Origin of the sequence: Pseudomonas sp. S34, from assembly GCF_009866745.1 — a bacterium.
Taxonomy (GTDB): domain Bacteria; phylum Pseudomonadota; class Gammaproteobacteria; order Pseudomonadales; family Pseudomonadaceae; genus Aquipseudomonas; species Aquipseudomonas jessenii.
The window spans coordinates 2,220,397-2,247,289 of the sequence record NZ_CP019398.1; the positions used below are offsets into that span (position 1 = coordinate 2,220,397).

The 26,893-nt window shown below is 55.8% G+C and carries 24 protein-coding genes and 3 pseudogenes; 16 read left to right on the forward strand and 11 right to left on the reverse strand.

Going from position 1 to position 26,893, the window contains the following annotated elements; translation table 11 throughout:
* Positions 1 to 29: 29 nt before the first annotated feature.
* Positions 30 to 239, reverse strand: a complete 210-nt coding sequence (locus PspS34_RS09925; RefSeq protein ID WP_159389648.1) for a hypothetical protein — start codon at positions 237 to 239, stop codon at positions 30 to 32.
* A gap of 628 nt (positions 240 to 867) precedes the next feature.
* On the opposite strand from PspS34_RS09925, the gene PspS34_RS09930 reads away from it, so the two are divergent.
* Together PspS34_RS09930 and PspS34_RS09935 are read left to right on the forward strand one after the other, a co-directional pair.
* The gene (locus PspS34_RS09930) at positions 868 to 1,098 is read left to right on the forward strand and encodes a hypothetical protein (RefSeq protein WP_150812531.1); all 231 of its coding nucleotides are present in this window, start codon (positions 868 to 870) and stop codon (positions 1,096 to 1,098) included.
* Between the two features lie 75 nt (positions 1,099 to 1,173).
* Positions 1,174 to 1,479 carry a hypothetical protein gene (locus PspS34_RS09935; RefSeq protein ID WP_154860572.1) on the forward strand — a complete coding sequence of 102 codons (306 nt, stop codon included), beginning with the start codon at positions 1,174 to 1,176 and terminating at the stop codon, positions 1,477 to 1,479.
* A 53-nt stretch (positions 1,480 to 1,532) separates the two neighbouring features.
* Here the strand turns inward: PspS34_RS09935 and PspS34_RS09940 are convergent, their stop codons facing one another.
* On the reverse strand, positions 1,533 to 1,895 hold the full coding sequence (locus PspS34_RS09940; protein ID WP_154860571.1) for a hypothetical protein: 363 nt from the start codon (positions 1,893 to 1,895) through the stop codon (positions 1,533 to 1,535).
* Positions 1,896 to 2,009: 114 nt separating this feature from the next.
* Between PspS34_RS09940 and PspS34_RS09945 the strand changes: the two genes are divergently transcribed.
* The 6 genes and pseudogenes from PspS34_RS09945 (at position 2,010) to PspS34_RS09965 (ending at position 7,010) form a co-directional block, all read left to right on the forward strand.
* Entirely contained in the window at positions 2,010 to 2,357 is a 348-nt protein-coding gene (locus PspS34_RS09945; protein ID WP_154860570.1) for a hypothetical protein, read from the forward strand.
* 417 nt (positions 2,358 to 2,774) lie between these two features.
* Positions 2,775 to 2,918, forward strand: a pseudogene (locus PspS34_RS09950) (phage head morphogenesis protein); the annotation flags it as partial.
* 144 nt (positions 2,919 to 3,062) lie between these two features.
* A complete protein-coding gene (locus PspS34_RS28255; protein ID WP_174245509.1) occupies positions 3,063 to 3,221 on the forward strand; it encodes a hypothetical protein in 159 nt (52 codons plus the stop codon).
* 608 nt (positions 3,222 to 3,829) lie between these two features.
* The gene (locus PspS34_RS09955) at positions 3,830 to 4,243 is read left to right on the forward strand and encodes a hypothetical protein (protein WP_150812535.1); all 414 of its coding nucleotides are present in this window, start codon (positions 3,830 to 3,832) and stop codon (positions 4,241 to 4,243) included.
* An 829-nt stretch (positions 4,244 to 5,072) separates the two neighbouring features.
* Positions 5,073 to 6,206, forward strand: a complete 1,134-nt coding sequence (locus PspS34_RS09960) for an aminotransferase class V-fold PLP-dependent enzyme (RefSeq protein WP_154860568.1) — start codon at positions 5,073 to 5,075, stop codon at positions 6,204 to 6,206.
* 336 nt (positions 6,207 to 6,542) lie between these two features.
* Complete coding sequence (locus PspS34_RS09965; protein WP_154860567.1) at positions 6,543 to 7,010, forward strand: NUDIX domain-containing protein; 468 nt, start codon at positions 6,543 to 6,545, stop codon at positions 7,008 to 7,010.
* A 332-nt stretch (positions 7,011 to 7,342) separates the two neighbouring features.
* Here the strand turns inward: PspS34_RS09965 and PspS34_RS09970 are convergent, their stop codons facing one another.
* Entirely contained in the window at positions 7,343 to 8,992 is a 1,650-nt protein-coding gene (locus PspS34_RS09970) for an arylsulfatase (RefSeq protein ID WP_150812539.1), read from the reverse strand.
* Positions 8,993 to 9,750: 758 nt separating this feature from the next.
* Here PspS34_RS09970 and PspS34_RS09975 point away from each other — a divergent pair.
* Positions 9,751 to 10,101, forward strand: a complete 351-nt coding sequence (locus PspS34_RS09975) for a BON domain-containing protein (protein ID WP_150812540.1) — start codon at positions 9,751 to 9,753, stop codon at positions 10,099 to 10,101.
* Between the two features lie 130 nt (positions 10,102 to 10,231).
* Here the strand turns inward: PspS34_RS09975 and PspS34_RS28505 are convergent.
* A pseudogene (locus PspS34_RS28505) lies at positions 10,232 to 10,436 on the reverse strand (hypothetical protein).
* 199 nt (positions 10,437 to 10,635) lie between these two features.
* Between PspS34_RS28505 and PspS34_RS09980 the strand changes: the two are divergent.
* The 3 genes and pseudogenes from PspS34_RS09980 to PspS34_RS09985 all read left to right on the forward strand — a co-directional run bounded on the left by PspS34_RS09980 (position 10,636) and on the right by PspS34_RS09985 (position 13,645).
* Positions 10,636 to 11,457: a MinD/ParA family protein gene (locus PspS34_RS09980; protein WP_150812735.1), complete on the forward strand. Its 822-nt coding sequence runs from the start codon at positions 10,636 to 10,638 to the stop codon at positions 11,455 to 11,457.
* Between the two features lie 416 nt (positions 11,458 to 11,873).
* A pseudogene (locus tag PspS34_RS28890) lies at positions 11,874 to 12,033 on the forward strand (NAD(P)H-binding protein); the annotation flags it as partial.
* A gap of 310 nt (positions 12,034 to 12,343) precedes the next feature.
* Complete coding sequence (locus PspS34_RS09985) at positions 12,344 to 13,645, forward strand: Nramp family divalent metal transporter (protein ID WP_150812736.1); 1,302 nt, start codon at positions 12,344 to 12,346, stop codon at positions 13,643 to 13,645.
* Positions 13,646 to 13,690: 45 nt separating this feature from the next.
* Here the strand turns inward: PspS34_RS09985 and PspS34_RS09990 are convergent, their stop codons facing one another.
* The 4 genes from PspS34_RS09990 to PspS34_RS10005 form a co-directional block, all read right to left on the reverse strand.
* A complete protein-coding gene (locus tag PspS34_RS09990) occupies positions 13,691 to 14,647 on the reverse strand; it encodes a 2-hydroxyacid dehydrogenase (protein ID WP_150812737.1) in 957 nt (318 codons plus the stop codon).
* Positions 14,648 to 14,682: 35 nt separating this feature from the next.
* On the reverse strand, positions 14,683 to 15,447 hold the full coding sequence (locus PspS34_RS09995) for an SDR family oxidoreductase (RefSeq protein WP_150812738.1): 765 nt from the start codon (positions 15,445 to 15,447) through the stop codon (positions 14,683 to 14,685).
* A gap of 42 nt (positions 15,448 to 15,489) precedes the next feature.
* Positions 15,490 to 16,182, reverse strand: coding sequence for a fumarylacetoacetate hydrolase family protein (locus PspS34_RS10000; protein ID WP_150812739.1), 693 nt, complete (start codon positions 16,180 to 16,182; stop codon positions 15,490 to 15,492).
* Between the two features lie 99 nt (positions 16,183 to 16,281).
* Positions 16,282 to 17,631: an MFS transporter gene (locus PspS34_RS10005; protein WP_154860566.1), complete on the reverse strand. Its 1,350-nt coding sequence runs from the start codon at positions 17,629 to 17,631 to the stop codon at positions 16,282 to 16,284.
* A gap of 585 nt (positions 17,632 to 18,216) precedes the next feature.
* Here PspS34_RS10005 and PspS34_RS10010 point away from each other — a divergent pair.
* Positions 18,217 to 19,149, forward strand: coding sequence for an AraC family transcriptional regulator (locus PspS34_RS10010; protein ID WP_154860565.1), 933 nt, complete (start codon positions 18,217 to 18,219; stop codon positions 19,147 to 19,149).
* A 247-nt stretch (positions 19,150 to 19,396) separates the two neighbouring features.
* Here PspS34_RS10010 and PspS34_RS10015 read toward each other — a convergent pair whose 3' ends face one another.
* From PspS34_RS10015 to PspS34_RS10025, 3 genes are all read right to left on the reverse strand, one after another.
* Positions 19,397 to 20,812, reverse strand: a complete 1,416-nt coding sequence (locus PspS34_RS10015) for an amino acid permease (RefSeq protein WP_154860564.1) — start codon at positions 20,810 to 20,812, stop codon at positions 19,397 to 19,399.
* A gap of 173 nt (positions 20,813 to 20,985) precedes the next feature.
* Positions 20,986 to 22,041, reverse strand: a complete 1,056-nt coding sequence (locus PspS34_RS10020; protein WP_150812743.1) for an ornithine cyclodeaminase — start codon at positions 22,039 to 22,041, stop codon at positions 20,986 to 20,988.
* Between the two features lie 50 nt (positions 22,042 to 22,091).
* On the reverse strand, positions 22,092 to 23,126 hold the full coding sequence (locus PspS34_RS10025; protein ID WP_150812744.1) for a histone deacetylase family protein: 1,035 nt from the start codon (positions 23,124 to 23,126) through the stop codon (positions 22,092 to 22,094).
* 119 nt (positions 23,127 to 23,245) lie between these two features.
* Between PspS34_RS10025 and PspS34_RS10030 the strand changes: the two genes are divergently transcribed.
* The 3 genes from PspS34_RS10030 (at position 23,246) to PspS34_RS10040 (ending at position 26,853) form a co-directional block, all read left to right on the forward strand.
* Positions 23,246 to 23,746: an Lrp/AsnC family transcriptional regulator gene (locus PspS34_RS10030; RefSeq protein WP_154860563.1), complete on the forward strand. Its 501-nt coding sequence runs from the start codon at positions 23,246 to 23,248 to the stop codon at positions 23,744 to 23,746.
* Positions 23,747 to 23,993: 247 nt separating this feature from the next.
* Positions 23,994 to 25,271, forward strand: a complete 1,278-nt coding sequence (locus PspS34_RS10035; protein ID WP_154860562.1) for a cystathionine gamma-synthase family protein — start codon at positions 23,994 to 23,996, stop codon at positions 25,269 to 25,271.
* A 151-nt stretch (positions 25,272 to 25,422) separates the two neighbouring features.
* A complete protein-coding gene (locus tag PspS34_RS10040) occupies positions 25,423 to 26,853 on the forward strand; it encodes an amino acid permease (RefSeq protein WP_150812747.1) in 1,431 nt (476 codons plus the stop codon).
* Positions 26,854 to 26,893 lie beyond the last annotated feature (40 nt).

The window sequence follows — 26,893 nt, forward strand, 5'->3', positions numbered from 1 at the left end:
GCTTGGGCCGTGTTTGTCGTCGATGAGTTTCACTCCGGCGCCATCATCACCGCGAGCGTCATTTTGATGAATTCCTCGTTCTTGTCGATGGCTTCCAAGGCGCCGCGTACGTTGTCGGCCACACCGACCGCACCGCGCTGCTCGACCCAGTTCGAAAGCTCCATGATGGCGGCTTCCAGGGCGAGCTGGTTTTCGTTGAGCTTGAACAGCAGGGAAGGGAGTAGGTCTGAGTTTGGCATCGCGAATCCTCGGTTATGAGGTCAGCGTAGCAGGGGAGTTTTAGGTCGGCAGAACGCCGGGGATGGTCCCAAATGGGTGTGGGGACTTTTTCGGGGATTCGCTGTTTCCTGTTCAACTCTGTAAGGCACCGTTTGCAGCGAGCGCCGGAAGAAGAGCCAGTAAATGCTGGGCCTTGTGCCCATTTTCAAGCATGGGGTGCTAGGGGTCGAGTGTTCGAATCACTCCGTCCCGACCATTATTCCTGAGTAAAATCAGACACTTAAGCCGATCAGCTAGATCGGCTTTTTTGTGCCTGCGCAAAACTGGCGCAAAACCCATTGAAGAAATGCCGTCTGATAGGGGGCTGTATGGTCAATGTAGGGTCCAGCAGGAAACACGACAATCGATTGGAAAAGCACTTTTCGTCGCAGATGGATGACATAACACTCATCTTGAAATGTCACCTGATGCTGGAAGAAATGCTTCGCGATTTCTGCTCTGAGATGGTTTCGCTCCGTGGGAGCGTATGACCGGCGCGGTGATGGTCATGATTGTTTTCCAGGTGGACGCCGCCTCGCCGGCTGGCATGATTCGTTGAAGTGGGCTATTGGTTGATGACCCGGCATATCGCTGGATCAAGGAGGAAAAATGGTCAAAAAACCAAGCAATAAGTTGATTGCAGAGGTTTCAGGCTTGACTGAGGGCGAGGTGGGAACCTACCTGTGCCAGCTAGATCAACAGGCGAGCGGCGATTGGTTGGCTTACTTTGGTAATGAGATAGAAAAAGCTTCTGCAGCTTGTCAAAAACTCAATAAGGCGAAGACGGTAACGATCCCCGTAGCGTTGGCTAACAACTGGTACGACCGAGGCAATGGCTGAGCTCGTAGCTCAATAGGTGAGGAGTTATGCTGAGGTTTGAACAGATCGAGAAGGTAGATTCTTCAAGGTGAGTCTATGGCGCATTATGTGGTTTCAGCCGTTCGAATCAACGATGCCGCTGAAATAGAGCTCTTCATGTGGGCAAAGATTGACCCCAGCGTCAGCAGAGGAAGATTTCTTGAAAAACCACACATAGCTTCGATGGAAGACATCATTGCGGCTATTCGCGATGGCGACGTTGTTGAGATGACATTCGAAGCGGGCATCGGGACGGTGTCAGGTGGAAAGCTTCTGGAATGTCACTTGCAAAGTGGCGAGGTGACCGTAACCGAAGAACGTGCTAATCCAGGCAGAATGATCAGCGACCTACCAAGATTTTAAATCGTGACAACTGCCCGTCTGCCGATGCGTTCAGTGCAATAGGTGAGGGCGGATCAGGCTGCCGCTGTCGATTCGAGTGAGTGGTCCATCCACGAAAGCCTGGTCGCCGACTTCCGTTTTGCATCGTTCTGCGGCAGCTTGACCTTCGCTCTGATGACTACGTCTCGGCACCGTCCCGGCTTGTGAATACGCTCGGTGTTATCGGCGGCGTACTGGGGGGCATCGAACATGCTGCTGAGCTGGGCGACTCGCTTGCCATCCATGATCTTGACTACGCGATCTTCGACAGCCTGGAGCCACTGGCTCATGGACAGTTCGATCCGCTTGCCTTTCTCGATCTTGAAGTCCCGAACCTTGCGTTTCGCCTCTTCGCGGGCGAAGTACTCATTCATTCCGAATACGGCAAATGTCCTCATGGCTATCTCCTGTCAGGCGCCGTCCTCCGTGACCGGATGCGGCAGTATGAAAAATGGTGAAGTGGCAAGGTGATAGCCATATGATTCGCCATCACTCACGCATGGAGCGCGCAAATGCGCCTGTTACTGGTTTCAACGATTGCCCTGTTCATAACCGGTTGTTCAGGACCAGGTGTTGTGCCGATGGGGCGAGACACCTACATGATCGCGAAGGATGGGAGCTTCACGACCTTTGGCGGAGGAGCTGTAAAGGCTGAGCTATATCAAGAGGCCAATGCTTTCTGTGAGAGCAAAGGCAAGCAGCTGATGCCGGTAAAAGATGCGTCCAGGGATTCTGGTTACGATCGCTATGCCAATGCCGAGTTGCAGTTTCGGTGCCTCAATGAAAACGATCCAGAGTTGCGCCGACCGACCATCAATCAAGATGGAGTAGTCCTCCGCGGCCGGATGCAACAAATATAGGTGAGCCATCCGGTTGAAGGGGTAACCCGCTGTATCGGACGGGTTACCTGTTTTTCATTTTGGATCGAAGGTGCCGAGTGTCAGCATTGGCGAATGCACCGCCGTTCAGTTCTTCAAGGAACTCGGCGGTATCTGCTGCGATTGGCATAGCTGTTGCCTCGGGTAGGCGCCGCCCTCCGTGACCGGATGCAGCATGGTGGCAATTTGATTTCGGATGGTGTATTACGGATAACCTGCACTGGGGCCGGCCGAAGGAGCAGTAATGGGGCGTTCAAGCAAACCTGACTAACTCAAAAATCCGCGTAGGGTTATGGCTGGGAAGATGGCATACGAGCGAAGAAAGGCGGCTCAGGGCGAAGCGGATAAGCCGGCAATGGAAATCGTAAAGGCCGTTGTGGCGGTGATTTGCTTGATCGGGTTCGCGCCAAGCTTTTCCGCGAAGGTGACCTGAGCATCGAACGGTTCTCCGAGCTGCAGCTTGATCGCAACTTCTCACCGCTGACCCTGGTACAGATGAAGGCTCTTGAACCACTGGCGTTCGAGCGGGCGGGCATCAAATAACGGCAAACCAACTGGCGGGACCAAGGCGCTGCTTTTGCGTCTGCTGCCTGCTCAAGGGTGAGCGCGTTGTTGTTTCGTGATCGTTGACTGAGGGAAAGGATCTGCATATACAATCCGTTCTTTCAATTTTTGTTTCGGTAAGTCATGAGCGAAGAACGAGATATTCCCGAGCCTGAGCACGACCATCTGCTCGATCATGAATTCCATGATGACGAGTCATGGGTCGAAGAAGACGCTCAAGCAATTTTTGACGAAGAGGATGATGACGTTGATTTTCTTGATCAGATAGATCAAGAGGACTGACACAGCAAAATCTAAACGCAAGTAACCCAAAGGGCCCGTCCATCCGCACGGGTCTACATGCTTTGAATCAAGCCCTGGCAGCCGCCGGGGTTTTTTATGCGTGCGCCAGGCAGGGTGCGTTGCGCGCAAGCGCAACCAGCTCGGCTGTGGTGGTCACGCTGGTGACTTGGAGGTGAAAGTCCTCTACACACCCGGCAAGAGGAAGTGTCAGCCAGAGGCAAGGGTGTCGCGGGTGACTGCGAATCTGAAGGAAGCCCGAGGCAAAATGCTGGTCTGACGAACAGGAAGCGGATGAGGCGGGGTAAGGGGGGCGAATTTCCCCAAAGCCCAATACTTGCACGGAACGCTGCGACGTAGAAGCGACGTTAAAACACCCATTTTGAACGGGTCTTGCATTGCTTGGTTACCTGCTTCTGACACATTGACCTCAAGGTCATAACCGCGCCGAAATTGGCGCAATCCCAGTCCTTGGGTTTGCAGGCAAAGGACTGGGGGTATCCGTTGCGTGAAGGCAGGAGGCTACTACGGAAGGGCAGTTCACGTTACTGTGCATTCATCCACGTTGGATGACTGGCCAGCCCGCTCTAACAATAACAGGGAGGTTTCAAATGATACCGAAGCTACTCGTGACTATTGGGATTGTCTTCTACGCCGTCGTTGTACCGGTGTTAGAGCTCAATGATACCCATGTTTTTAACCAGGCTTGGGAGCCCCACGCTCGGCTACATGAGGTCTGGCAATTGTTCACCAATACTGCAATTGGTGCATTTAGCCTTTGGCTTGTGTGGCTCAAGGGCAACCTCCGCCTCTCCAGTCTTCTTACATTGTTTATTACTGGCGGGTTCTTGATGGCTTACTGGCTTCGAGAGTCTTACGGTGGATCGATGATCCTCACAGATGGCTCAGAGAAAATGATTCTGGGGGTGAACTTAGGCCTTCTTGCATACACCCTTGCAATTTTGTTGGCTGGTATCGCAGTTGTAATCGATCTGCGAAAACGAGCGGCGCGAGTCTCAATCTGAACTGAGGGAGGGGGCGCAGCCTAGCAGTTGTCAATCGTGAGGGATGGATGAAGGGGGCGGTCAGCAGGACGCCGTAGGAGGGAATCAATCTTGTACCAATTTTTGTACCACTGACCGTGTAATTAGGGCGTAAACCGGGCATTTCCGAAGTAAGGAAGTGCCCGGTTTCATTGGCTCTGCGTACTTTGCCTTACCCCTTTAGAATCGCGGTGTAATTCTGCACGGAATTAGGCCAGCACTGCCTATCGTGAAGGGCTGCAATCCACCAGTCGTGATCAAACAGCACGCCATATCGAAACGAAAACTGCTGCCAGAAAAAACGAAATTGGAATTGGCAGTATCGATTGCACAGCAGTTAATTGCTTACCTGTGCGTCGAGTGACAATCCTGAACATGCCTACGACCAACACAAACGCTGTAATGAGCGCCCACCCATATTCACTCATGAGATACACCTAGCCATTCTTGTTTTACATTAAACATCGACTCCATAGGCCGCCCCAAAGCATAACGGCTACTCTATCAACACACTTTCATAGCCGACCATCTGCTTGATCGCATTCACACATTTGCTAATAGATTGTCCGTTTTGGGTCGGCTGCTGCCCCTCGTAACTGGTCGTTATCGACCGAACGGAAGGAAGTAGGAACCTTTAAAGCCCACCCACCTACAACTCAGCAGCCACCTGCGAGCATTGTTACGTCCAGTAATCGACCTGATGATGCCAGCCGCTCGACAGAAGTCGCAATTCAATCCCGAGCAATCTTGTCATTTACCAAAGCTTAGGGCAGGGTCGATACCACTGACATCTCTGCCAAAGGAGTCACCCATGTCCAAGCTATATCCCAGTATCGATCCTGAGGGGCTGGTCGAGTACTCGGTGGTCTACACCGACCGCTCACTCAACCATATGTCGCAGTCATTTCAAGGCGTGATGAAGAACATTTCCAGCACCCTGAAACAGGTCTACAACGCTCAGGCTGTAGCGGTGGTCCCGGGCAGCGGCACATTCGGCATGGAAGCGGTGGCACGACAGTTTGCCACCGGCCAGCAATGCCTGGTGATACGCAACGGCTGGTTCAGTTATCGCTGGAGTCAGATCCTTGAGATGGGCAACATCCCGGCGGCTACCACGGTTCTGAAAGCCCGACCGGTCGAGACTGGTCGTCAGGCTGCCTACGCCCCACCCCCTCTGGACGAAGTGCTGGCAGCCATTCAGGCGCAGAAGCCGCAGATTGTCTTCGCCCCCCATGTTGAAACCTCATCAGGGATTATCCTGCCCGACGACTACCTGCGGGCCGTCGGCGACGCCGTGCATGCGGTGGGAGGCCTGTTCGTGCTGGACTGCATTGCCTCAGGCACGCTTTGGGTTGATATGCACAAATGCGCAGTCGACCTGCTGATAAGCGCACCGCAGAAAGGCTGGAGCGCCTCCCCTTGCTGCGCCCTGGTGATGCTCAGTTCTTTGGCCCTCGAGCGCATCGAACAGACGCATAGCAGCAGCTTCGCCTGCGACCTGAAAAAGTGGCTTCAGATCATGCAGGCCTACGAACAGGGCGGACATGCCTACCATGCGACCATGCCCAGCGATTCCCTCGCGCGATTCAACGAAGTGATGAAAGAGACGCAAGCCTACGGTTTCGACAAGATCCGCGGCGAACAACAGGCTCTGGGCGATCGGGTGCGCGCAATGTTGACCGGCAAAGGCATCAAAAGCGTGGCCGCAGCCGGCTTTCAGGCCCCTGGCGTAGTGGTGAGCTACACCGATGATGCCGACATCAAGAGCGGCAAGAAATTTGCCGACCACGGCCTGCAGATCGCCGCCGGAGTGCCGCTGCAATGCGACGAGCCGGCCGACTTCCAAACCTTCCGCATCGGTCTGTTCGGACTCGAAAAGCTGCACAATATCGAGCGCACAGTCAGCACCCTCGAGCAGGCACTGGACGAGGTGATGGTTAACTAAGCCCTCATCTTGCCCGCAGCACATACCGAACTTGTGAATTCCAGGAAGGCATCCTGCCCTGGGCACTGCCGGCCCATGGCGCTGATCTTCGACAAATATGACGCTGTTCGTCCGGACGTCATGTTAGAACCACAAGGGAAAGCCCGTGCACGCGTCTTACTGACAAGTGCGCCCTTCAGCGCTATCAGAAAAGGTTTCCGATGAAGCCTTTCACGGGGCGGATGATTGGCGGCTTTATGACTTGGATCGACCCCAAGCGGACATCTGAATATCTGGCCGCTCGCGTAACGGATAAGGCCGTAAGATGTGTGCTTCATTGCCGATAAGGAAATCGCCATGTCACCGAACAAGGCTTGCCCGGTCATCCTCTCCAGTATTCCTGGCACACACATCCTTCTGTTCCGCCATCCAATAGCAGGCGTACAACTGGTCAAAGGGACAATCGAGACAGGTGAAACTCCGGCTCAGACCGCTCTGCGTGAATTAAGCGAAGAATCAGGCATAGAAGCTGCCTCGGTTGTCAGCGATATGGGCTGCTGGGACGCCGCGCATCTCGACCAGATATGGTCATTTCAACTGTGTTACACGCATGCACTTTTGCCGGAGCAATGGACTCATCGCACGCTCGATGACCATGGTCACACCTTCAGCTTTTTTTGGGCTCCGCTCGATGATTTGCCGTTTGCCGACTGTCATCCGGTCTTCCGTCGAGCATTACGGTACCTGACTGCCACACTGACAGCGCAAGGTTATGCATTGGCTCATGATCAAAGCACAAACATATCCTCCGAAGCTCCGACTTGATGTTCGCAAGCGGCTTTCGAGCGGCTGTTTCTGGCCCAGGCTGTGTAAAAACGCAGGTGCCATTTTGAATTCTGCGTTGCTACGTGAAATCAGCCGGTGTTTGCGGTCAGTCGGAAGACCTGAAATTGGCGTGGGAACGCGTTATTTGACACTACTCAGCCCGCTATTACTGGCCGAAAACGTTTTTACACAGTGTCGGCCGATTGCTGCCTGTCACGAAGGACCGAGATCGACCCTTAACGGACGCTCGCAAGGTGCCAATTGTCAGAGTGAATTTTCTGTCTATGAGAAGTGGGGAAGCGGCAGCCGCAAATGAGGCTGCCGCCCAACCGCTAGTTAGGTATTGGAATGTTCACACCTTCCTTCTGCAGGTCTTCGCGCACCGACTGGAATTTCTGGTACTTGGAAATTTCCACCGGGCCGTCGTAGGTCATGCTTTGCATTTTGCGTGGAGGGTACTTGGCGTAGGTTTTCATCAGGTTGTTGATCGCGATGCTGATGGGAACCATCGACCAGGTGCGTTCGGTGAAGTTGCTCATGAAAATGTCGTAGCGTTCCTGCGGATCCTGCAACAGGTCGAAGACCTGCGGCACGGTCGCCACGTACTTACTCTCACCTTTCCAGCCCAGGTTGGAATCGACCGCCAAGCCACCGGTCTGGGCGCCGTTATCGCCGCGCAGGTTGAACACGGCCTTGAAGTTGCCGACACGGGCAGCACCAGGGGACAGTTCGTTCTCCGTGAAGTAGAACCATTCCTTGCGTGGAGATGGGCCGGTGCCAAGCAACACCGGGGACATGTCGTAACTGTCGAACATGATCGGCTGACCTTCGCGGTCTTTCTCTGGCAGTTTGATGCCGGCCACCGCGGCAAACGTCGCCATCAGGTCCAGTCCACCGATGATGTCGTGGTTTTTCACCGCGGGTTTGATTTTGCCCGGCCAAACCATGATCGCCGGCACCCGGTTGCCACCTTCACGTACCGTGCCTTTGGTGCCGCGGAAGGGCGTGTAGCCGGCGTCCGGATAAACGTCCTGCCAGGCGCCGTTATCGGTGGTGTAAACCACCAGGGTGTTTTTATCCATTCCCAGCGCTTTCAACTTGTCCATGATGCGGCCAATGCGGGTGTCGAGTTCCACCACCGAGTCGGCGTACTTGGATTTGGAGATCGATTTGTGCACGAACTCCGGTGCTGGCAAGTTCGGCTGGTGCACCTTCATGAAGTTGACGTTGATGAAGAACGGCTTGTCAGATTTGGCGGCGGTGTCGAGGAACTCCATTGCGGCTTTCTCGACATAACCGTCAAAGTAGGGAATCCCAACCACGCCGGGTTTTCCATCAATGACCGGCGTATCAACATACTCGCCATTGATCTTGAACTCCTCGACCGGTTTTTCACCGGCCTTGCCGGACAATGCGCCCTTGGTCACCTTGACGAACATGGCGCGAGTCTCCGGGTCCATGTCCGGGAACCATTCGGGATCTGCGTAGGTGTAGGCGTTGAGATGATAAAGACCGACGTATTTCATGACGTCGTAACCCTGGGCGTTGGGCATTGCATAATCGGCTTCGCCCAGGTGCCACTTGCCGGTGAAGTAGGTGTCGTAGCCACCGGTTTTCAGCACGGAGGCCAAGGTCCATTCCGCTGCCGGCAAGCCACCGCCCTGGCCCTGGAAGGCCACGGTGGTCATGCCGCTTCGGTTGGGAATGCGCCCGGTTTGCATGGCCGCCCGACCCGGCGTGCAACTGGGTTGGGCATAGAACGAGAAGAAGGTTGTGCCTTGCGCCGCCAGTTCGTCGATGCTCGGCGTCGGCATGCCGCGACCCACACCGCCGCCATAGGGGCCCAGGTCACCGTAGCCGGTATCGTCGGATACGATAAAAAGGATGTTTGGTTTTTCTGTCTGCGCTGCCTGGGTAAGGTTAATTGCCATCAGGAGGGAACATGCTAGGTACAATCTAGTGCGGTGCGAGAGCCTATTCATGTGGATTTCCTTTCTCAAGTTCCGATCCTTGTTGCGGCCGCTCAAACATCGAGAGCAATACAACAAGGAACTTCGTCAGTAATCCCCCCAACTTTTAGCCTGGACGGTTCAAGGGAACGGTGTAACGATTGGATCGAATCCCTCTTACCGTTCAACGCGCTCGTGAAGCCTAGTACGAAAAATTTCTATCTGTCTTATTTGGGGGGCGCAATTAGAGTCATTCGTCGCCTTTTTGCCCGTGATCCCACATCAGTTTTTTCTGGCTTTCGGTGTAATAGATCCGAGGTCTCTGCTTCATCTGCAACACTCCTTCTGCTTACACAGAATTTAGTTGTGTTGCATCGACCGGTTGAATCCACAACCCATTGCGGACACTCAGAATGATGCGAGGAGGCGATTACCCTTTGTGTGAGCCAGAAAGTGACCAGGCTGTTTGGGCGAACCGACTTTTTCAACAGAACCGACCGTTTTCTGTCGGTCGAGATTGGCAGCTATGGGTTGATCAGCGCTGATCGCAATAAGGACCGTTTGGAGTGCTCTGTAGGTGTTGCGCCTGGCACAGAGCGACCAAGACGGACGTCCACGGGGACAGCGCTCTGACCGCAGGCAACGGCCGTACTATAATTAATGTCTGTCAATGTTTGTGTGGCGAGCGCTCCAAAACGAATCAGGAATCCATAGCGTTCACCTGACAGGCAGAGGGCAGCACAGCAAATGGGATGGACAGTACATCTGATTACGCGAGAGAGGGTTCAGCCATGAAAATTCACTCCTTCCAGCATTATTCTCATGGTCTGGAAATGGCCGTTCACGATGCATGGATTACCGCCAAGGTGAAGTCGGCCCTGGCATTTTCCGATCCGACCCTTAGCCTGCATATCAATGTCAAAACCCATGCGGGCATAGTGGGGTTAAGCGGCCGCGTCAACACTCATAGACAGTGTGAACAGGCCATTGGTCTGGCCCGTTCGGTTCATGGTGTCGCCGAAGTCGATGCCAGCGACTTGCAGACCCATGTGTTCACGCCAGGGAGTTTTCCAGAAGCGCCCAACGCCGAAGAGAGCACTGAGCGCCGGCCACAATCGTCAACAAAGATGGACGACAAATGATAATGGCAACTTTGTAGGCGCCGCGCTCCCAGTCGGGAACCGAGGTCTCTGCTTCATCTGCAACACTCCTTCTGCTTACACAGAATTTATTTGTGTTGCATCGACCGGTTGAATCCACAGCCGAAAGCAGTCACTCCGGCGCCATCATCAGCGCGAACGTCATCTTGATGAGCTCTTCATTTTTGTCGATGGCTTCCAGGGCGCCGCGCACGTTGTCGGCGACATCGGTCGCGCTGCTCGACCCAGTTCGAATGCTCCAAGATGGCGGCTTCGAGGGCGAGCTGGTTTTCGTTGATCTTGAATAGCAGGGAAGGGAGCAGGTCTGAATTCGGCATAGGCGATTACTCGGCGGATGAGCGCATCGCAGCAGTGGCAGTACTGGTTCGCGTGATTGCCATGTCGTGGGTTACAGCGTTTCTGGTGATCCTGTGATATAGCTAGTGGCCATGTGTCTGCACATTTCAGTTACCATCGCGTATCTAGGAATAGTGAGCGACTACTCGCACGCGTTGCACATGGAAGGGAATCAATAACATGGATGGTGTGCGTTCTGTACAAGTTATCGCCGTGACCGGCGGAAAGGGCGGCGTCGGCAAGACGACTGTGGCTGTGAATCTTTCATTGGCGCTGGCGAAACTTGGAAGGCGAGTCGTATTGCTTGATGGCGATCTTGGTTTGGCGAATATCGATGTCCTGTTGGGGCTTTCCCCGCAGTACACGCTTGCCGATTTAATCGAAGGTCGCTGTGAGCTATCCGATGTACTTTTGCGCGGTCCGGGCGGGATACGAATCGTCCCTGCGGCTTCAGGCATCCAGAGCATGGTGCATTTGTCTCCGACTCAGCACGCAGGCCTGATCCAGGCCTTCAGTGAAATCGGCGACAGTCTCGATGTGCTGGTGATAGACACAGCTGCGGGCATCGGCGCGTCGGTGGTCAGTCTCGTCCGGGCGGCCCACGAAGTCTTGCTGGTGGTCTGCGACGAACCGACCTCGATCACCGATGCCTACGCACTGATCAAACTGCTTAATCGTGATTACGGAATGGACCGTTTCCGGGTGCTGGTCAATATGGTGCAGAGCCCGACGGAAGGTCGCGCGCTGTTCGCTAAATTGGCCAAAGTCACCGATCGCTTCCTCGACGTAACCCTGCGGTATGTGGGAGCGGTTCCGTACGATGAATGTGCGCGTAGGGCAGTGCAGAAGCAGCGAGCAGTCTACGAACACTTTCCGCGCTCCAAGTGCGCCCAAGCATTTCAAGAAATCGCTTTAATGGTCGACGCTTGGCCCTTGCTGGCTACCCCCAGAGGGCATATGGAGTTCTTCGTTGACCGACTCGTCCATAATTCGAGAAGGTGACATTTCTCTCCCGGCCGTGTGAGTGGTGCGATTGTGGTGTCCGCTTCTGCCTAATAAGCCTGGAGGCGCTTTTGTTGGATCGGCTTGCGCAAAACCTCCTCTGGAGGCCGCGTGTTTCCGTTTGTATACGCACAAAAAAGCGGGTGTTTTGCCACCCTTGTAAGTAGCTATATTCGTTTAGAAACAATAGGTTAGGCTGCTACAGCCCCCAGCATGGGGTGCTAGGGGGCGAGTGTTTGAATCACTCTGTCCCGACCATATAATTCAAAGGGTTGCGAGATTTTATCTCGCGACCCTTTTTTATTTTTGGTCGTTTTTACCCCTGCAAAACGACTGGTTCTGGGTGGATGCGTCTTACATCTTGTCCGGTTTGATACGATTTGTTCGCGATGAGCCTGTTTAGAAGACGACTTGGTTTGGCCGCAGCCATTGAAGCAGGTGTCAGGCGCTTCATTCTGGTCTCTGTCTTCCCCCGATGCGCTGCGTGGAAGCCCGTTATCCGAAGGTTTCGAAAATTACATTGCCGTGAAAAAACGAGCAGATGATCACTTGGTGGGGACGGATTTGAATTGGGTGGAAACGGCAGCGGCCAAGAGAAGGGGTTTACTTGCGGGTGATTCTTTATTTTGTTTATGTGGTCAGTCATCCTATGATTATCCTAAAACGACATCAATCGCTGTTTTCTTAGGTTGGAATGACACGTCGTGGCTCAGGCGCAGTGTTTGCACGAGCCGAGCCTGGTTAGATACCGTCCACGCAGCCCGGCGCTGACCCGCGAGCTTGAAACATTTATAAACACACTCGCTCAAGATTAGTTGTACGACGTCGTATCTAATGTGTTCGACTGCGCTCGTTCTCACAAAAAAAATAAATGGAGATACCCTCTATGACGAGCATTCCTTCCGTAGAAGGCCAGGCTGCGGCGCCCGCACAAAATCGATTTTCCCGAATACTCAAACTGCTGGGCCCAGGAATCATCGCCGTACTGTCCTGGCTGGGCGCAGGTGATCTGATCACGTCGTCCGTGGCCGGTGCCAATTACGGTTACGCAATGATGTGGGTGCTGGCGGTCTCTCTGCTCTTGAGATACCTGATCGTAAACATCATCGCTCGCTTCCAGTTGTGCAATAACCAAGGCATGACCATCCTGCAAGGCTATGCGCAGCTGAATCCCTTTTTCGCCTGGTTCATGCTCGTCTACGCCCTGCTGATGGGGCACTTGATGAACGCCTACATGATCAAGGGGGCGGGTGAGTCGCTGGCGATGCTGTTCAAAATCGACCAGCCACTGCTGTGTTCATTGGCGGTGGTACTCGCTGTGTGGATGCTGGTCGGTCGTAATATTTATTCGATGATCGAAGGCGTGATGAAGATGCTGCTGGCGATCATGACCCTGGCCTTTATTGCCTTGGCCGTAATGTCAGGTCCCGATGTCGCCGGTATCGTTAAAGGCACCATCGGCTTCAGTATCCCGCCGGATGAAGGCGTGCATGGCGCGCTGCTGGTGGCGGTATCGGTTATCGGCGCGGTTGCAGGCTCCATTGCCAACTTCGTGCATCCGTATGTCATGCGCCAAAAGGGCTGGGTAGGGCCGCAGCACAAGCGTGTTCAACGTAACGATTTGCTGTTTGCAGTGTTCGTCGGGATCGTCATCAACCTGGCCATCTGGATCGTCGGCGCGGAAATTCTGCGGCCCAACGGCATCGAGGTGAAGACCTTGGGCGACCTTGGCAAGGCGCTGGAAATTTTCTTTGGCCCGATTGGTTGGTATGTGTTCTTCATTGGCGTGTTCGCGACACTGTTTGCCAGTATTTCAGGCAAGACCACCGCGTTCCCGATGCTGATTACCGATGCCTTCCAACACGTTCGTCCTGAACGTCGCGAAAAGTACGGTAAAGAGTTTCATCATGATCCGATGCACAAATGGTTCATGCTTTTTATCCTGGTGACGCCGTTGATCTGGTCGCTGCCAGGCATGCCTGATTTCGTAACCCTGACCATTGGTGTCAGCGCGTTGAACATCATTGGCTTGCCGGTCATTTCCCTGGGCCTGCTGATCATGTCCAACCAGAAGTCGCTGCTGGACAAGAAATATCGCAACAACCTGTTTGAAAACATCGCGCTGCTCTTTGCTACAGGCCTCGCGCTGTGGGTCGCCTTCCAGTTGGGCGTCGATCTGTTTACCTGACACCGAGCCGCCAAGGGGACGCAACGTCCCCTTGGCGGCTAGCGTTCAATCAGTCACAGACCCTTGCGGCATTCTCCCGGCGAAACTGTCCACCAGGCTCGCCACCACCATCTCGCCCATCCGCGTGCGGGTCTGCAGCGTCGCGCTCGCGCGATGGGGCTGCAGCACCACTTTTTCGTTGGCAAACAGTGTCTCGGGGACGTTCGGTTCATCGACAAACACATCCAGCGCCGCACCCGCGATCTCACCAGCGGCAAGCGCCGCCACCAGATCGACCTCGTTGACCAGCTTGCCGCGCGCCACGTTGATCAGATACCCGTCCTTGCCCAGCGCCTGCAGCACCTCGGCATTGATGATGGCTTCAGCCTTGTCGGCAGCGGCCGCGAGAATCAGCGCATCACTGTTGCTGGCAAGCTGCTTCAGGTCGGCGATGAAGGTGTGGTTTACATCGCTCATCGGCTGCAAATCGGTGTAACTGATCGGGCAACCGAACGCTGCGGCGCGGGTCGCCACGGCACGACCGACCCGGCCCATGCCGACGATGCCAATGCGCATGCCGGACACTTGGCGCGCCAACGGCAACGGGGCCAACGGTGTCGGGCTATGGGGCCATTGGCCCGAACGCACATAACGATCACTGGTGCACAGACTCCGGCACACGGCAATCAATAATCCGATGGCCAGATCCGCGACATCTTCGGTCAGCGCGCCGATGGTCGCGGTTACGCGAATTCCGCGATCCCTGGCGTATGCCAGATCCACCGCATCGGTGCCCACGCCATTGACCGCCACCACTTCCAGCTTGGGCAGTTGCGCCATGAGTGCCTGGCTGATACCGGTATGCCCGCCGGTGATCACACCGCGAATGTTCGCGCCGTGTTCCTGCAAATAAGCCTGCTTGTCGGCCTGCTGGAAGTAACGTCTGACGGTAAACAGCTCATCGAGCCGAGCGTTGATTTCAGGGATCAGGATCGGGCTGAGCTGCAAGACTTCTGGCTTCATATAAAACCTCGCGTAACGGAATAAAAAAGGCCGGTTTAACCGCGACCGGCAAACGGCATGGCGCTGGCCATGACGGTCATGTTCAGGACGTTCGCCTCCAGCGGCAGACCGGTGATGTAGCGCACGGCATCGGCCACATGCTTGACGTCCACCATCGGCTCCACGGCGATGGTGCCGTTGGCCTGGCGCACGCCTTTAGTCATGCGCACCGACATTTCGGTCAGGGCGTTGCCGATGTCGATCTGGCTGCAGGCGATGTTGAATTCGCGCCCGTCCAGGGCCAGGGATTTGGTCAGTCCCAGCACCGCATGTTTACTGGCGGTGTAGGCGCTGCTGAAGGGGCGTGGGGTATGCGCCGAGATCGAACCGTTATTGATGATGCGTCCGCCCTGTGGCTGTTGCCGGCGCATCAGTCCGAAGGCACCACGGGCGCAGAGGAAAACGCCGTTGAGGTTGGTGTCGATCACGTTGCGCCACTGCTCGAATGTCAGTTCATCGAGCGGCACGGCAGGGGCGTTGACCCCGGCATTGTTGAACACCACGTCGAGGCGTCCGTATACCTCGGTGATGGTTGCAAACAGTGCATCGACACTGGCCGGGTCGCGCACATCAGTGGGGACCGCCAACGCTTCGTGTCCTTCGCTGAGTGCCAATTCGACCAAGGCCTGCAACGGCTCCGGCCGACGTCCGGCCAATACCAGGGTGAATCCGTCGGCCATCAGAGCCAGGGCCACGGCGCGGCCGATTCCGCTACCGGCGCCGGTGACCAGGGCCACCTTTAAAGGAAGAGTGTTAGACATGTTGTTATCTCCTTTTTCAATTCACGAGGGCGTGTGCCGGGTTCAAGGTCGCTGACCAACGCGCATTTCCAGTTGGCCGATGCCGGCGATCCCGGCGTTGATGATGTCGCCTGGTTGCAGCACATCGACGCCTGCCGGGCTGCCGGTCATGATCAAGTCACCGGCCCGCAGCGCTACCGATTGCGAGATGCGGCTGATGATTTCACTGACCGACCAGATCTGGCTGTCGAGGCTGTCGCGCTGGCGTTCTTCGCCGTTGACGTTTAGCCACAACTCGCCGTCCGGGTGTCCCGCGTGAGTCACCGGCACGATGGCGGTCATCGGTGCGGCGCCGTCGAACACCTTGGCACCTTCCCACGGCAAACCATTGCTTTTGGCCGCGCGCTGGACATCACGACGAGTCAGGTCAAGACCGACGGCATAGCCCCAGACATAGGCCAGCGCCTGACTCTCCGGAATATTGGCGCCGCCTTCACCGATGGCCACGACCAATTCGATTTCGTGGACAAACTCTTCAGTCAACGGCGGGAAAGTCACTTCACCCGCCGCATCCACCACGTTGCTCGCCGGTTTCATGAAAAACACTGGCGGCTGACGGGACTGGCCTTGGGTGTCTGGCCAAGGGTAGTTGCGGCCGACGCAAAATACCCGGCCGACGGGAAAGCGCTGCTGGCTGCCGGCAACCGGCAAGGTCGCAGGCAGATCCGGGGTAAAAACGTATTCGGTCATAGTCATTTTTGTAGTTGTCCTGTTGGAAGCATCAGCCTACGGCGGCTTCGTTTTGCGAAGTTGGACGAATGCCACCTCGTGTTGGAGAAAAACGCTTTTCTGCGCTCAGCGCGCCTTGAGTTCGATGCGATACAAACGACCGAGCAGCAACGAATAGGACAAGGTACCCATCAGCGCCACGCCACCAATGAACCAGAAGGCGTAGGCAAACGAGCCTGTCGCGTGGACGATGCCACCAATCACAATCGGAGTGACAATCCCGCCGATGTTGGCGGCCAGGCTGGTGACCCCGCCGGTCAGTCCTATCAATTCCTTGGGCGCGACCTCCGACACTGCCGCCCACGACGAAGAAGCGATTCCCTGGGCGAAGAAGGCAATGGTCAGCACGGCAATGCAGATCACGTTCGAGTCGGTGAAATTCACCAGCACAATCGACATCCCCAGCATTGATCCGACCACCAATGGCAACTTGCGAGCGAAGGACATTGAGTAACCACGGCGTATCAGCAAGTCGGAGACGATGCCGGCGAGCAAGATGCCGACCGTTGCGCCCACGAACGGTAGCACCGCGAAGATCCCGGCCTTGATCATGGTCAACTTGCGTTCTTCGATCAGGTACGTCGGGAACCAGGTCAGGAAGAAGTACAGCGCTGAGGTGCTGGCGAACTTGCCGATGCAAATCGCCCAGATCTGCCGATAGCTGAACAGCTCGGCGATCTGCCGCCAGTTGAACCGGGTGCGTTCCTGGCTGCTCTTGACCAGTCCACCCCCGGCTTCGATGTACTTCAGTTCTTCCGGGCTGACGGTCTTGCAGTTCAACGGATCGCGGTACAGGTACAGCCAGATCACTCCGAAAACAATGCCGAGTAATCCGGTGCTGTAAAACACATGGCGCCAGTCATAGGTCGTGGCCAGCCATAACAGCACGCCCGTGAACAGTGCCGTGCCCAGATATTGGCCGCACACGTAAATGCTGCTGGCCAGGCCCCGTTCGCGGGCCGGGAACCATACCGTCACCGCACGGCTGTTGGCCGGAAAGGCTGGAGCTTCCATGGCGCCGACGGCTAGGCGCAGTCCGAACAACGACGCGAAGCCCGTGGCGAAGCCCTGGCACACGGTGACCGTCGACCAGCTGATCAGTGATACACCGTAAGTGAACCGGGAACCGAAGCGATCGGCAACAAACCCGGCGGGCACCAGGGCGAGGGCGTAAGTCCAGGCAAACGCGGAAAAAATCAGGCCCATTTCAATCTTGTCCAGGCCCAGGTCCTTGGCGAGGAACGGCGCCGCAATCGAAATGTTCACGCGGTCGATGTAGTTGATGATGGTTGCAATCAGCAGCAACGACAGCATGAACCAGCGCCTACGCGTCGGCAGTCGTTGTGGCAGCAGGGCGTCCCGGGCGCCGGCATTCACCGACGGCGCGGTGGACGGGGAGGTTTGCGAGTTCGACATGAGTAGACCTTTTTATTGTTAGAAGAATCGAGATGTTCGCGCGCAGCCGAAGCCGATGCCGCCAGTGTCGGGGCAGAGCAATCGCTACTTGAATGAGAGGCGCGGACAGCCGCTGTCAGGCGCTCAGATACGCCTTCGGACTGGCTCGATCTGGGGAGGGTTGGCGAGGGGGAAAATCAGGTTCATCACGTGCGCACCTTTTGATTGTTTTTGGACGGGTCGGGCTGCATTGGCTGTCACAGTGGTCGTACAACATCTCAAAATCAACGGGGGCGTTAGATCGTTTTTTCTTCTGAAAAAGGCGATTAATGCAGGTGTCCAAGAAAAATCAAATCAGCTCATTTCCTTAGTCATGCTTCATTCGTTTAATAAGATTATGTTTTTAAAGGATTAATTATTTTTGTGTGCTCGTAGTTTTTTGGACGGACGACAAATCACACACGGATACAATTAATTCTCTGAATTTCGTTGTCATCCTATGACATGTTGAGGTCAGCAGAGTCTGCCTTCACAATCAGCGCGGTCGCCGCCTGCATCGCGGCGCGACGACAACCTGTCCATGTACCTGTCGAGGATCCTCAGGCGATGTCGTCACCCAGTCGAGTACCCACTTACGTCATGCAGCAGCGCAGCGAATTGACGGACTTTTACATCCGCGACAAAAAGGGACGGCGCGCCGAAACCAGCCCGCATCGCCACGAGTATTTCCAGATCCAGGTCAACCTCGGTGGCGATACAAAGCAGCACATCGGCAATGTCGAACGTCCGTTTCCGCGCAACACGCTGGCCTTCATCCTGCCGCATCGCGTGCACGTGATTCCGCATCCGGCCGACAGCAACTTCATGGTGATCAATTTTTCCCAGACCTTCCTGCTGCCGCATTTGCAGTGCGATCCGATGGATCTGGAGGAAGTCTCGATTCTGCTGGCGCCGGAGTTGTCGCCGTTCCGCTTTCAAGAGCATCTGGATTTCATTCTGGCCGATGAGGATTTCAACAAAGTCTGTGCCTTGATCGAACAGATGCGAGTCCTGGATGAGAAGCGTCAGTTTGGCACTCGCGAGATGCTCAAGGGGTTGTTGCTGCAACTGGTGGGGAGCGTTTGTGCCTTGTATGCCGAGCCGCTCAAACGATTGGCCGAAGAGAATGCCGCCGAAGTCAGCCGACGCGATGCGCTGAGCAGGATGTCGGAATACTTGCGCAAGAACATCGCCGACCCCGACCTCAACTTGATTAAAGTTGCGGCGGCGACCTACCTGTCCCCGACGTACCTGACGCATTGGCTGCGCAGGGAAATCGGCAAGACCTTCACCGAACTGGTGCTCGAACGCCGAATGCACGCTGCACGCAATTATTTGCTCAATGGCACACGACCGGTGGGGGAGGTGGCGAGGTTGTGCGGTTTCGCTGACGAGGCATATTTTTCGCGACGCTTCCGCCAGATCCACGGCCAGCCACCTGGGCAATTCAGACGTCAGCAACTCAATCCTGATACGCCGCAATCGCCGTCCAACACGTGATCGACAGTTGTAGGTGATGTGGCGCTAGATACGAGGTCGATCCGGGCGCACCGGATTGGGGATGGGGTGATCGGCAGTTGGGCGCAACGCAGCGCGCTGCACTGAGCGAATCGTTCATTCGCAGAGTTGGCCGTCAGTAAAATCTGACGGCCTTCGCTTGCCGCTCTTCAACCTGCAGGTGCCCCACAAACGCCACGTTGCTCAAGCGCGGTTCACTGCATCGGCACCTTGAGGTGGCAGGTGAACATCAGCTGTACTGATTTGCCGAACCAGCAGCGGATTTTAGCTTCCTGGAATGGGTCAGCTGATAAGCAATTGCCAACCAAATGAACCACCCTGGCATGACCAGTAAGGCAATACGAGTGTCAGGTCTTAATGCCAACAGGCAGAGAACAAACCCCAGGAACGCCAAGGAGAACCAGGCCATCGGCACGCCGCCAGGCATCTTGTAGGTCGATTGCGCATGCAGGTCGGGTCGGCTTTTGCGATAGGCAATGTACGACGCGAGGATGGTCGACCAAGTGAAAATCACCAGGATCGCCGACACGGTAGAAACGATGGTGAACGCTGTCATGACTTCCGGAACGATGAACAGCAGCAGTACACCCACCAGCATCAACAGTGTGGTAAACGCCAGGCTTAGCAGAGGTACGCTATTGCCCGACAAACGCCGAAAAATCCCAGGCGCATTGTCGTGACTGGCCAGTCCAAACAGCATGCGGCTGGATGAAAATACGCCACTGTTGGCCGATGAGGCGGCAGACGTCAGCACCACAAAGTTGACGATACCTGCTGCTGCGGGAAACCCTGCAACCAGAAACAGTTCGACGAAAGGGCTCTTGTTGGGCGAAACCTGCTGCCAGGAAGTCACTGCAATAATGCAGGCCAGTGCCAGCACATAAAACAGGATGATTCTCAGCGGAATCGAGTTGATGGCTTTTGGCAGGGTCTTCTCGGGGGAGCGAGTTTCGGCGGCTGCAGTACCGATCAGCTCAGTGCCGGCAAAGGAGAAGATTGCCATCTGGAATCCGGCAAAGAAACCAAACAGGCCGTTGGGGAAGGCCGCCTGTTTATCCAGCAGGTGGTTCAGGGATGCTGTAACGCCACTAGGTGATACAAAGGAGCTGGCAATCATCACCATGCTGACGCCAATCAGGGTGACGACGGCAATGATCTTGATGATCGCGAACCAGAACTCCACTTCACCGAAAAGTCTGACGGTCAGCACGTTTAGGGCGAACAGCGTCATCAACATACCGATGGCCGGGATCCAGGCGGGTACATCGGGGAACCAGTACTGAAAGAATCCGCCGACCACCACGGCGTCGCCCACCACCGCGACGCTCCAGCTCAGCCAGTACGACCAGCCGAGGAAGAATGCCGCCCGCGGGCCGAGGTAGGCACCGGCAAAATCCGCGAAGGTTTTGAAGTTCAAGTTGGACAGCAACAGTTCGCCCATGGCGCGCATGACGAAGTAGACGAACAGACCGATGATCATATAAATGAGGATGATCGACGTGCCGGAGAGGGCAATGATCTTCCCGGAACCCATGAACAGGCCTGTACCGATGGCACCTCCCATGGCCATTAATTGAATGTGACGATTGCTGAGCGTGCGCTGCAGCGCGGGCTGTTCAACCCGCTCGGACGGAGTCGATTTCATTACAAAACCTCTTGATTTTATGTTTTTGAGTTTTGGCAGAAAGGTGGCTGTCTAGCGTTCTTGTTAGGGATGCAACGGCTACTGACGGTGGTGGTTTGCGGGCGGCAGGGTTCGCGTTCACTGCAGGGTGAGTGGCCCCTTGGCACTTTGTTCAGGGGCACCACTTGTGGCTATCAACTGGCCGTGCGCAGGCGCGAGGGGACGATTGCTGGCTGCTGATCAAGCAGTTGGTAGAGATTTTTTATGTTGGAAGGCGTCGGCACCAGATGGATGCGCTCACCGATGGCATGCTCTCGCGCCAGGTCGTGCACGTAGCGCAGTGACGAAAAGTCTTCGAGGGCAAAACCCACCGAATCGAACACGGTGACCTGTGCGTCGTTCTCGCGCCCCGGGACTTCGCCCAGGACAATCCGGAAGAACTCGACGACAGGAAAGTCGGGCTCCAGTTGTTGAATATCGCCTTCAATCCGGGTTTGAGGTTCAAACTCAACGATGACCCGGGCATTGCGCAGGATCTCGGCGTGCAGTTCGGTTTTCCCCGGGCAGTCGCCGCCGACGGCATTGATATGCATGCCGGGCTCGATCATCTCGGGCGTCAGAATCGTTGCATAGGCTTTGTCTGCGGTGACTGTGGTGACGATGTGCGCGCCCTTGACCGCTTCCTGTACCGAGTTGGCCAGAATCACCTCAATATCCGGGAATGCGGCCAGGTTGTGCTTCAATTTGAGTGAAGCGTCGCGATCGATATCGAAAATGCGTATTTGCTTGATGGACAGCATTTCGTGGAAGGCGAGGGCCTGAAATTCGCTCTGGGCGCCATTTCCGATGATTGCCATGATGCTTGCACCCGGGCGCGCCAGGGACTGCGCAACCAGGGCAGAGGTCGCGGCAGTGCGTACGGCAGTTGTCAGCGTCAGTTCGCTGAGCAATGTTGGATAGCCGCTGTGGACATCGGCCAGGACTCCGAAGGCCATGACCGTCAGCATGCCTCTTTGACCGTTGTCCGGGTGACCATTCACGTATTTGAACGAGTACTGCTGGCCGTCGTCGGTGGGCATCAACTCGATCACACCGTCTGCTGAATGATTGGCAGTGCGGGGCGATTTATCAAACTGCGCCCAGCGTGAATAGTCAGCCTCAATGTAAGCCGCCATTTCGCGGATGGCCCGACAGATTCCCACCTTGGCGAACAGGTGTGCGGCATGATCGACATCGATAAAATGAGTCATTTTTTTATTCTCCGATTCAGTAGTTGAAACGCTGCGATTCAGGGCATGACTCAGGCACGTTTGCTCTCGAAACCATGCAGTACGTTGACCGCATTGATCCCGATCTCATCGACCATGTAGCCGCCTTCCATCACGAACAGGGTGGGGCAGCCCACGCCCGCGATCAGCTCGCCGATGCCGATGAAGTCTTCGCTTTCCAGCAGGAAGTGGCTGATGGGGTCGTCCTTGAACGTATCGACGCCGAGTGAAATAACCAGTACTTCAGGGGCGAATTGCTGCAGTTTCCTGCAGGCGTGGAGCAGGGCGTTGCGGTAGCTTTCCCAGGTGGTGTTCTTCGGCAACGGGTAGTTCAGGTTGTAACCTTCGCCGTGGCCGGCGCCGACTTCGTGGCTGTAGCCTGAGTAGTACGGATAGGACACTGCCGGTTCGCCATGCAGCGAGACAAACATGACGTCGCTGCGCCCGTAGAAAATGTTCTGCGTGCCGTTGCCATGATGAAAGTCGACGTCCAGTACGGCGACCCGTTTGGCGCCTTGAGTAATGGCCTGTTGTGCGGCAATGGCGGCGTTGTTCAGATAGCAGTAGCCGCCCATGTATTCACGTGCTGCGTGATGGCCAGGTGGGCGACACAGGGCAAAGGCACTGTCGTGGCCTTCATCGATCAGCGCCAGTCCGGTCAGCGCGATATCGGCGCTGGTTTTTACCGCTTGCCATGTGGTGGCGGTAATGGGGGAGCCGGCGTCCATAGCGTAGAAACCCAGTTTGCCGTCGATGAAAGTCGGTACTTGCTCGTTGGCCAGATCGCGCACGGGCCATACCAGCGGCAAGGCATCGTGGGTGCGTCCGGTTGCGCACCATTCAGACCAGGCAGTTTCCAGAAAGGTTACGTAGCGCTCGCTGTGCGCGTTGACATAGCACGACCGGTCAAATGCTCGCGGTTCGATGACCTGGCCAAGCCCTACCTGTTTGACCCGATGATGGACGGTATCGGCCCGACTGGGCTGTTCGAAGGAGGGCTTGAGCACGCCGTCTTTCAATTCGGAGCCGTGGTGCAAACGGTGGGAATCACTGAAAACTGTAAACATTGTGCGCATCCGTTGATGTGAACCAGTGCAAATATTCTGTTCCGGTCGGGAGGCGCTTTCTTTGCTTTGTTTTCGTGTTTTACTAGATTGTTCGGGATTTATTACTCAGGAATGGCGTAATGCAGAAAAAATCATCCAAGCGCATCAGTCTCGACGACACCGACCTGGCGATTCTCGCGTTGCTGCAGGAGGACGCGAGTATTTCCAACGCCGAGCTCAGTGAGCGGCTGTCGTTAAGCCTTACGCCTTGCTGGCGGCGGCGTAAGAGAATGGAGGAGGCGGGCGTGATAAAGGGCTACCAGGCCAACCTTGATCGACGAATGCTGGGGCTGGATATCATGGCGTTCGTGCACATCCGTTTTTCCACCCACGCCGATCACGCTCCGGACGCCTTCGAGGCGGTGATTGCGCAATTGCCCGAAGTGTTGTCCTGTCACAAGATCACCGGGGATGCCGATTACGTACTGCAAGTGCTGGCAGAGGATCTAGATAGCTACAGCGACTTTATCGAACAGGTACTCAGGCGTCAGGTGGGTATTGCATCCATCCAGTCCAGTTTGTCGTTACGCGAGGTCAAGACCAGTAGCCGTATAGCGATACCCAAATCGAGCAGGGGGTAAAACGATTGAGGTAGTCCGGAGCCCCGACGATGACCCAGGCAACATTGGGCGACAGCCGCTGAACAATCATGCCTTCCTGAAAAACAGATCAGAAGGTGTAAACCTATTTCAGGACTACACAGCCATTAAAAAAAGCAGCCCTTTGGCACCGATAACATCGTTTCTCGGGCGCACCGCTTTTCAATATATTGGCCGCCAGATCTGGTGAATGACTCAACACTCACCACCCTCAGTGCGAGTAGTCTTAATGAACAATAAACCTGACAACGCGGGGCTTGATAACGCCGGAACCGGGACCCGAGCGGTCTGGGGCGGGGAGCAAGTCAGGCATCCCTACAACGCCACTCAAACACCGATCGTGGTCAGCGCCGCTTACGGTTACGACGACATCGACGTCTGGTACGACGTTGCGTTGGGCAAGACGCCGGGCTTTATCTACAGCCGCATGAGCAACCCGACAGTCGAGACCCTCGAAGCAAAGATTCGCGAGCTGGAAATGGCCGAGTCCGCCGTGGCCTTCAGCAGCGGCATGGCGGCGATCAGCAGTGTGCTTTTCACCTTCCTGGCCAATGGCGATCGTGTGGTGTCGACCAAGGACAGCTACGGTGGCACCAACAAGATTTTCGAAGAATTCCTGCCGCGCACGGGTGTGGAGGTGACATTGTGCGAGACGTTCGATCACGAGGAGATCGAGCGTGAAATCGCCAAAGGCTGCCAGTTGGTGTACCTGGAAACGCCGACCAACCCGACCCTGAAAATACTCGATATCCAGCGTCTGGTAGCTGCAGCCAAGCGCGTCGGTGCCGTGGTGGTGGCGGACAACACCTTTGCCACGCCGCTGAATCAGAACCCCCTGGCGTTAGGGGTGGACGTGGTCATCCACAGCGCGACCAAGTTCCTCAGCGGTCATGGCGATGTACTTGGCGGCCTGGTGTGCGGCAGCGAATCCTTGATGGCCAAGGTTCGTCATTACCGGGAAATCAACGGTGCGACGCTCGACCCGTTCTCGGCCTACATGATCATCCGGGGCATGAAAACGCTGGTGCTGCGCATACGTCAACAGCAACGCAGTGCCCGTGCCCTGGCGGAGTTCCTCTGCACGGAACCGTTGGTTGAGTCGGTCAATTATCCCGGCTTGCCCGGTCATCCGAACCACGCTGTGGCGTGCGCGCAAATGTCCGGCTTCGGCGCCATCGTCAGTTTTGTTCTGGTCGGTGGGATGGACACGGTCAAGGTGCTCTTGCCACGTCTGCGATTCGCCCATTGCGCGGGCAATCTCGGTGCAGTGGAAACCATTTACGGCCCGGCCCGGACCACCAGCCATGTCGAGAACACGCTGGAGGAACGACTGGCTCTGGGTATCTCCGAAGGACTGGTGCGGGTCTCGGTCGGCATTGAAGACACTGACGATCTGCTCGACGATTTGAAGCAGGCGTTCGCTTTTGTCAGGTGTTCGCGCGATGAGCTGGCACAGGCAAACACACAGCACTCAAACAACAAAACGTGCATCGAGGCTGCAAGCTGAAGTTTTAACGTTAGTACCTCACGACAAGGCTGTTAGTGAGGCGTTCATGAAGTGGAATAATAATAAAACTTAGTGGCGACCTGTTTTTACTCTGCCCAGTAACTGATCGCAGACGTTAATGCGCGCCCTGACAACTTTCATGAGAACAACCATGTCCATAAAAGAAGAACAACTCACTACGCGTGCCGGTTTTAAACAGGAAATGCAGACGCGCCACATTGTCATGTTGGCATTGGGTGGCGTCATTGGTACCGGGCTGTTTCTCACGTCCGGGTACACTGTTAACCAGGCCGGTCCGTTGGGTGCAGTCATCGCCTACATCATTGGCGCACTCATGGTTTACATGGTCATGATGTGCTTGGGCGAATTGGCGGTGCAGATGCCGGAAACGGGTTCGTTCAGCACCTACGCCACGCGTTTTCTCGGACCCGGCACCGGCTACACCGTGGCGTGGTTGTATTGGCTGACCTGGACTGTGGCAATCGGCTCTGAATTTACCGCCGCCGGGATTTTGATGGCGCGCTGGTTTCCGGATACACCGGTATGGATTTGGAGCGCGCTGTTCGCAGGCTTGGTGTTTCTGACCAACGTGATTTCGGTACGCTTGTTCGCTGAGACCGAATTCTGGTTGTCTCTGGTCAAAGTGGTGACCGTGGTGGTTTTTCTGCTAATCGGTGGTGGCGCGATTATCGGTCTGCTGCATATCGATCAGGCTCACAGTATCGGGCTGAGCAACTTCACTCGCGAGGGGCTTTTCCCTACCGGTTTCATGCCGATTGCCATGACGTTACTGGCGGTCTCCTTTGCGTTCTCCGGTACTGAACTGATCGGCATCGCCGCGGGTGAAACCAAGGACCCCCAGCGCAATGTGCCACGTGCCATTCGCACGACCGTGCTGCGCCTGGCGATCTTCTTCGTAGGTACCATTTTCGTCCTGGCGACGCTGTTACCCCGTGAGCAGGCCGGCCTGGTAGAGAGTCCATTTGTCACGGTGTTCACTTACATCGGGATTCCCTATTCGGCTGACATCATGAACTTCGTGATCATCAGTGCCTTGTTGTCGGCCGCCAACTCCGGTTTATACGCTGCTTCACGGATGCTCTGGACCCTGAGTGACCAGGGTCACCTGCCCAAACAGTTCTCGGCCCTGACCCGCATGGGCACACCACTCAACGCCATTATTGTCAGCATGGCCGGTGGCGCCGCCTCTTTGCTCAGCAGCGTGTTTGCCGCCGACACCATCTATCTGGCGCTGGTGTCGATCTCCGGATTGGCAGTGGTGGTGGTGTGGATGAGCATCGCCGCGAGCCAGATTGCTTTCCGCCGTCACTATGTGGCCAATGGAGGCGATGTCCACGACCTTAAGTTCCGCGTCCGGGGTTATCCATGGGTGCCGTTGGGGGCGTTGGTCTGCTGCAGCCTGGCGTGTGTCGGGATTGCTTTCGACCCTGAACAGCGGGTAGCTCTGTACTTCGGTTTGCCATTCATCGCCTGGTGCTATTTCGTGTATTACATTACGCGCAAAAGCCGCGAGCGACGCTTGTCGGTTACCCCCTTGGCACAACCGTCCGATGCGTTCTAGGCACTGTCGACGGGGTGGGCAAGCGCGCTCGGTGGAGGGG

Coding starts and splice junctions, on each gene's coding strand:
- PspS34_RS09925 (WP_159389648.1), bottom strand. CDS start 239: ATGCCAAACTCAGACCTACTCCCTTCCCTGCTGTTCAAGCTCAACGAA.
- PspS34_RS09930 (WP_150812531.1), top strand. CDS start 868: ATGGTCAAAAAACCAAGCAATAAGTTGATTGCAGAGGTTTCAGGCTTG.
- PspS34_RS09935 (WP_154860572.1), top strand. CDS start 1,174: ATGGCGCATTATGTGGTTTCAGCCGTTCGAATCAACGATGCCGCTGAA.
- PspS34_RS09940 (WP_154860571.1), bottom strand. CDS start 1,895: ATGAGGACATTTGCCGTATTCGGAATGAATGAGTACTTCGCCCGCGAA.
- PspS34_RS09945 (WP_154860570.1), top strand. CDS start 2,010: ATGCGCCTGTTACTGGTTTCAACGATTGCCCTGTTCATAACCGGTTGT.
- PspS34_RS28255 (WP_174245509.1), top strand. CDS start 3,063: ATGAGCGAAGAACGAGATATTCCCGAGCCTGAGCACGACCATCTGCTC.
- PspS34_RS09955 (WP_150812535.1), top strand. CDS start 3,830: ATGATACCGAAGCTACTCGTGACTATTGGGATTGTCTTCTACGCCGTC.
- PspS34_RS09960 (WP_154860568.1), top strand. CDS start 5,073: ATGTCCAAGCTATATCCCAGTATCGATCCTGAGGGGCTGGTCGAGTAC.
- PspS34_RS09965 (WP_154860567.1), top strand. CDS start 6,543: ATGTCACCGAACAAGGCTTGCCCGGTCATCCTCTCCAGTATTCCTGGC.
- PspS34_RS09970 (WP_150812539.1), bottom strand. CDS start 8,992: ATGAATAGGCTCTCGCACCGCACTAGATTGTACCTAGCATGTTCCCTC.
- PspS34_RS09975 (WP_150812540.1), top strand. CDS start 9,751: ATGAAAATTCACTCCTTCCAGCATTATTCTCATGGTCTGGAAATGGCC.
- PspS34_RS09980 (WP_150812735.1), top strand. CDS start 10,636: ATGGATGGTGTGCGTTCTGTACAAGTTATCGCCGTGACCGGCGGAAAG.
- PspS34_RS09985 (WP_150812736.1), top strand. CDS start 12,344: ATGACGAGCATTCCTTCCGTAGAAGGCCAGGCTGCGGCGCCCGCACAA.
- PspS34_RS09990 (WP_150812737.1), bottom strand. CDS start 14,647: ATGAAGCCAGAAGTCTTGCAGCTCAGCCCGATCCTGATCCCTGAAATC.
- PspS34_RS09995 (WP_150812738.1), bottom strand. CDS start 15,447: ATGTCTAACACTCTTCCTTTAAAGGTGGCCCTGGTCACCGGCGCCGGT.
- PspS34_RS10000 (WP_150812739.1), bottom strand. CDS start 16,182: ATGACTATGACCGAATACGTTTTTACCCCGGATCTGCCTGCGACCTTG.
- PspS34_RS10005 (WP_154860566.1), bottom strand. CDS start 17,631: ATGTCGAACTCGCAAACCTCCCCGTCCACCGCGCCGTCGGTGAATGCC.
- PspS34_RS10010 (WP_154860565.1), top strand. CDS start 18,217: ATGTCGTCACCCAGTCGAGTACCCACTTACGTCATGCAGCAGCGCAGC.
- PspS34_RS10015 (WP_154860564.1), bottom strand. CDS start 20,812: ATGAAATCGACTCCGTCCGAGCGGGTTGAACAGCCCGCGCTGCAGCGC.
- PspS34_RS10020 (WP_150812743.1), bottom strand. CDS start 22,041: ATGACTCATTTTATCGATGTCGATCATGCCGCACACCTGTTCGCCAAG.
- PspS34_RS10025 (WP_150812744.1), bottom strand. CDS start 23,126: ATGTTTACAGTTTTCAGTGATTCCCACCGTTTGCACCACGGCTCCGAA.
- PspS34_RS10030 (WP_154860563.1), top strand. CDS start 23,246: ATGCAGAAAAAATCATCCAAGCGCATCAGTCTCGACGACACCGACCTG.
- PspS34_RS10035 (WP_154860562.1), top strand. CDS start 23,994: ATGAACAATAAACCTGACAACGCGGGGCTTGATAACGCCGGAACCGGG.
- PspS34_RS10040 (WP_150812747.1), top strand. CDS start 25,423: ATGTCCATAAAAGAAGAACAACTCACTACGCGTGCCGGTTTTAAACAG.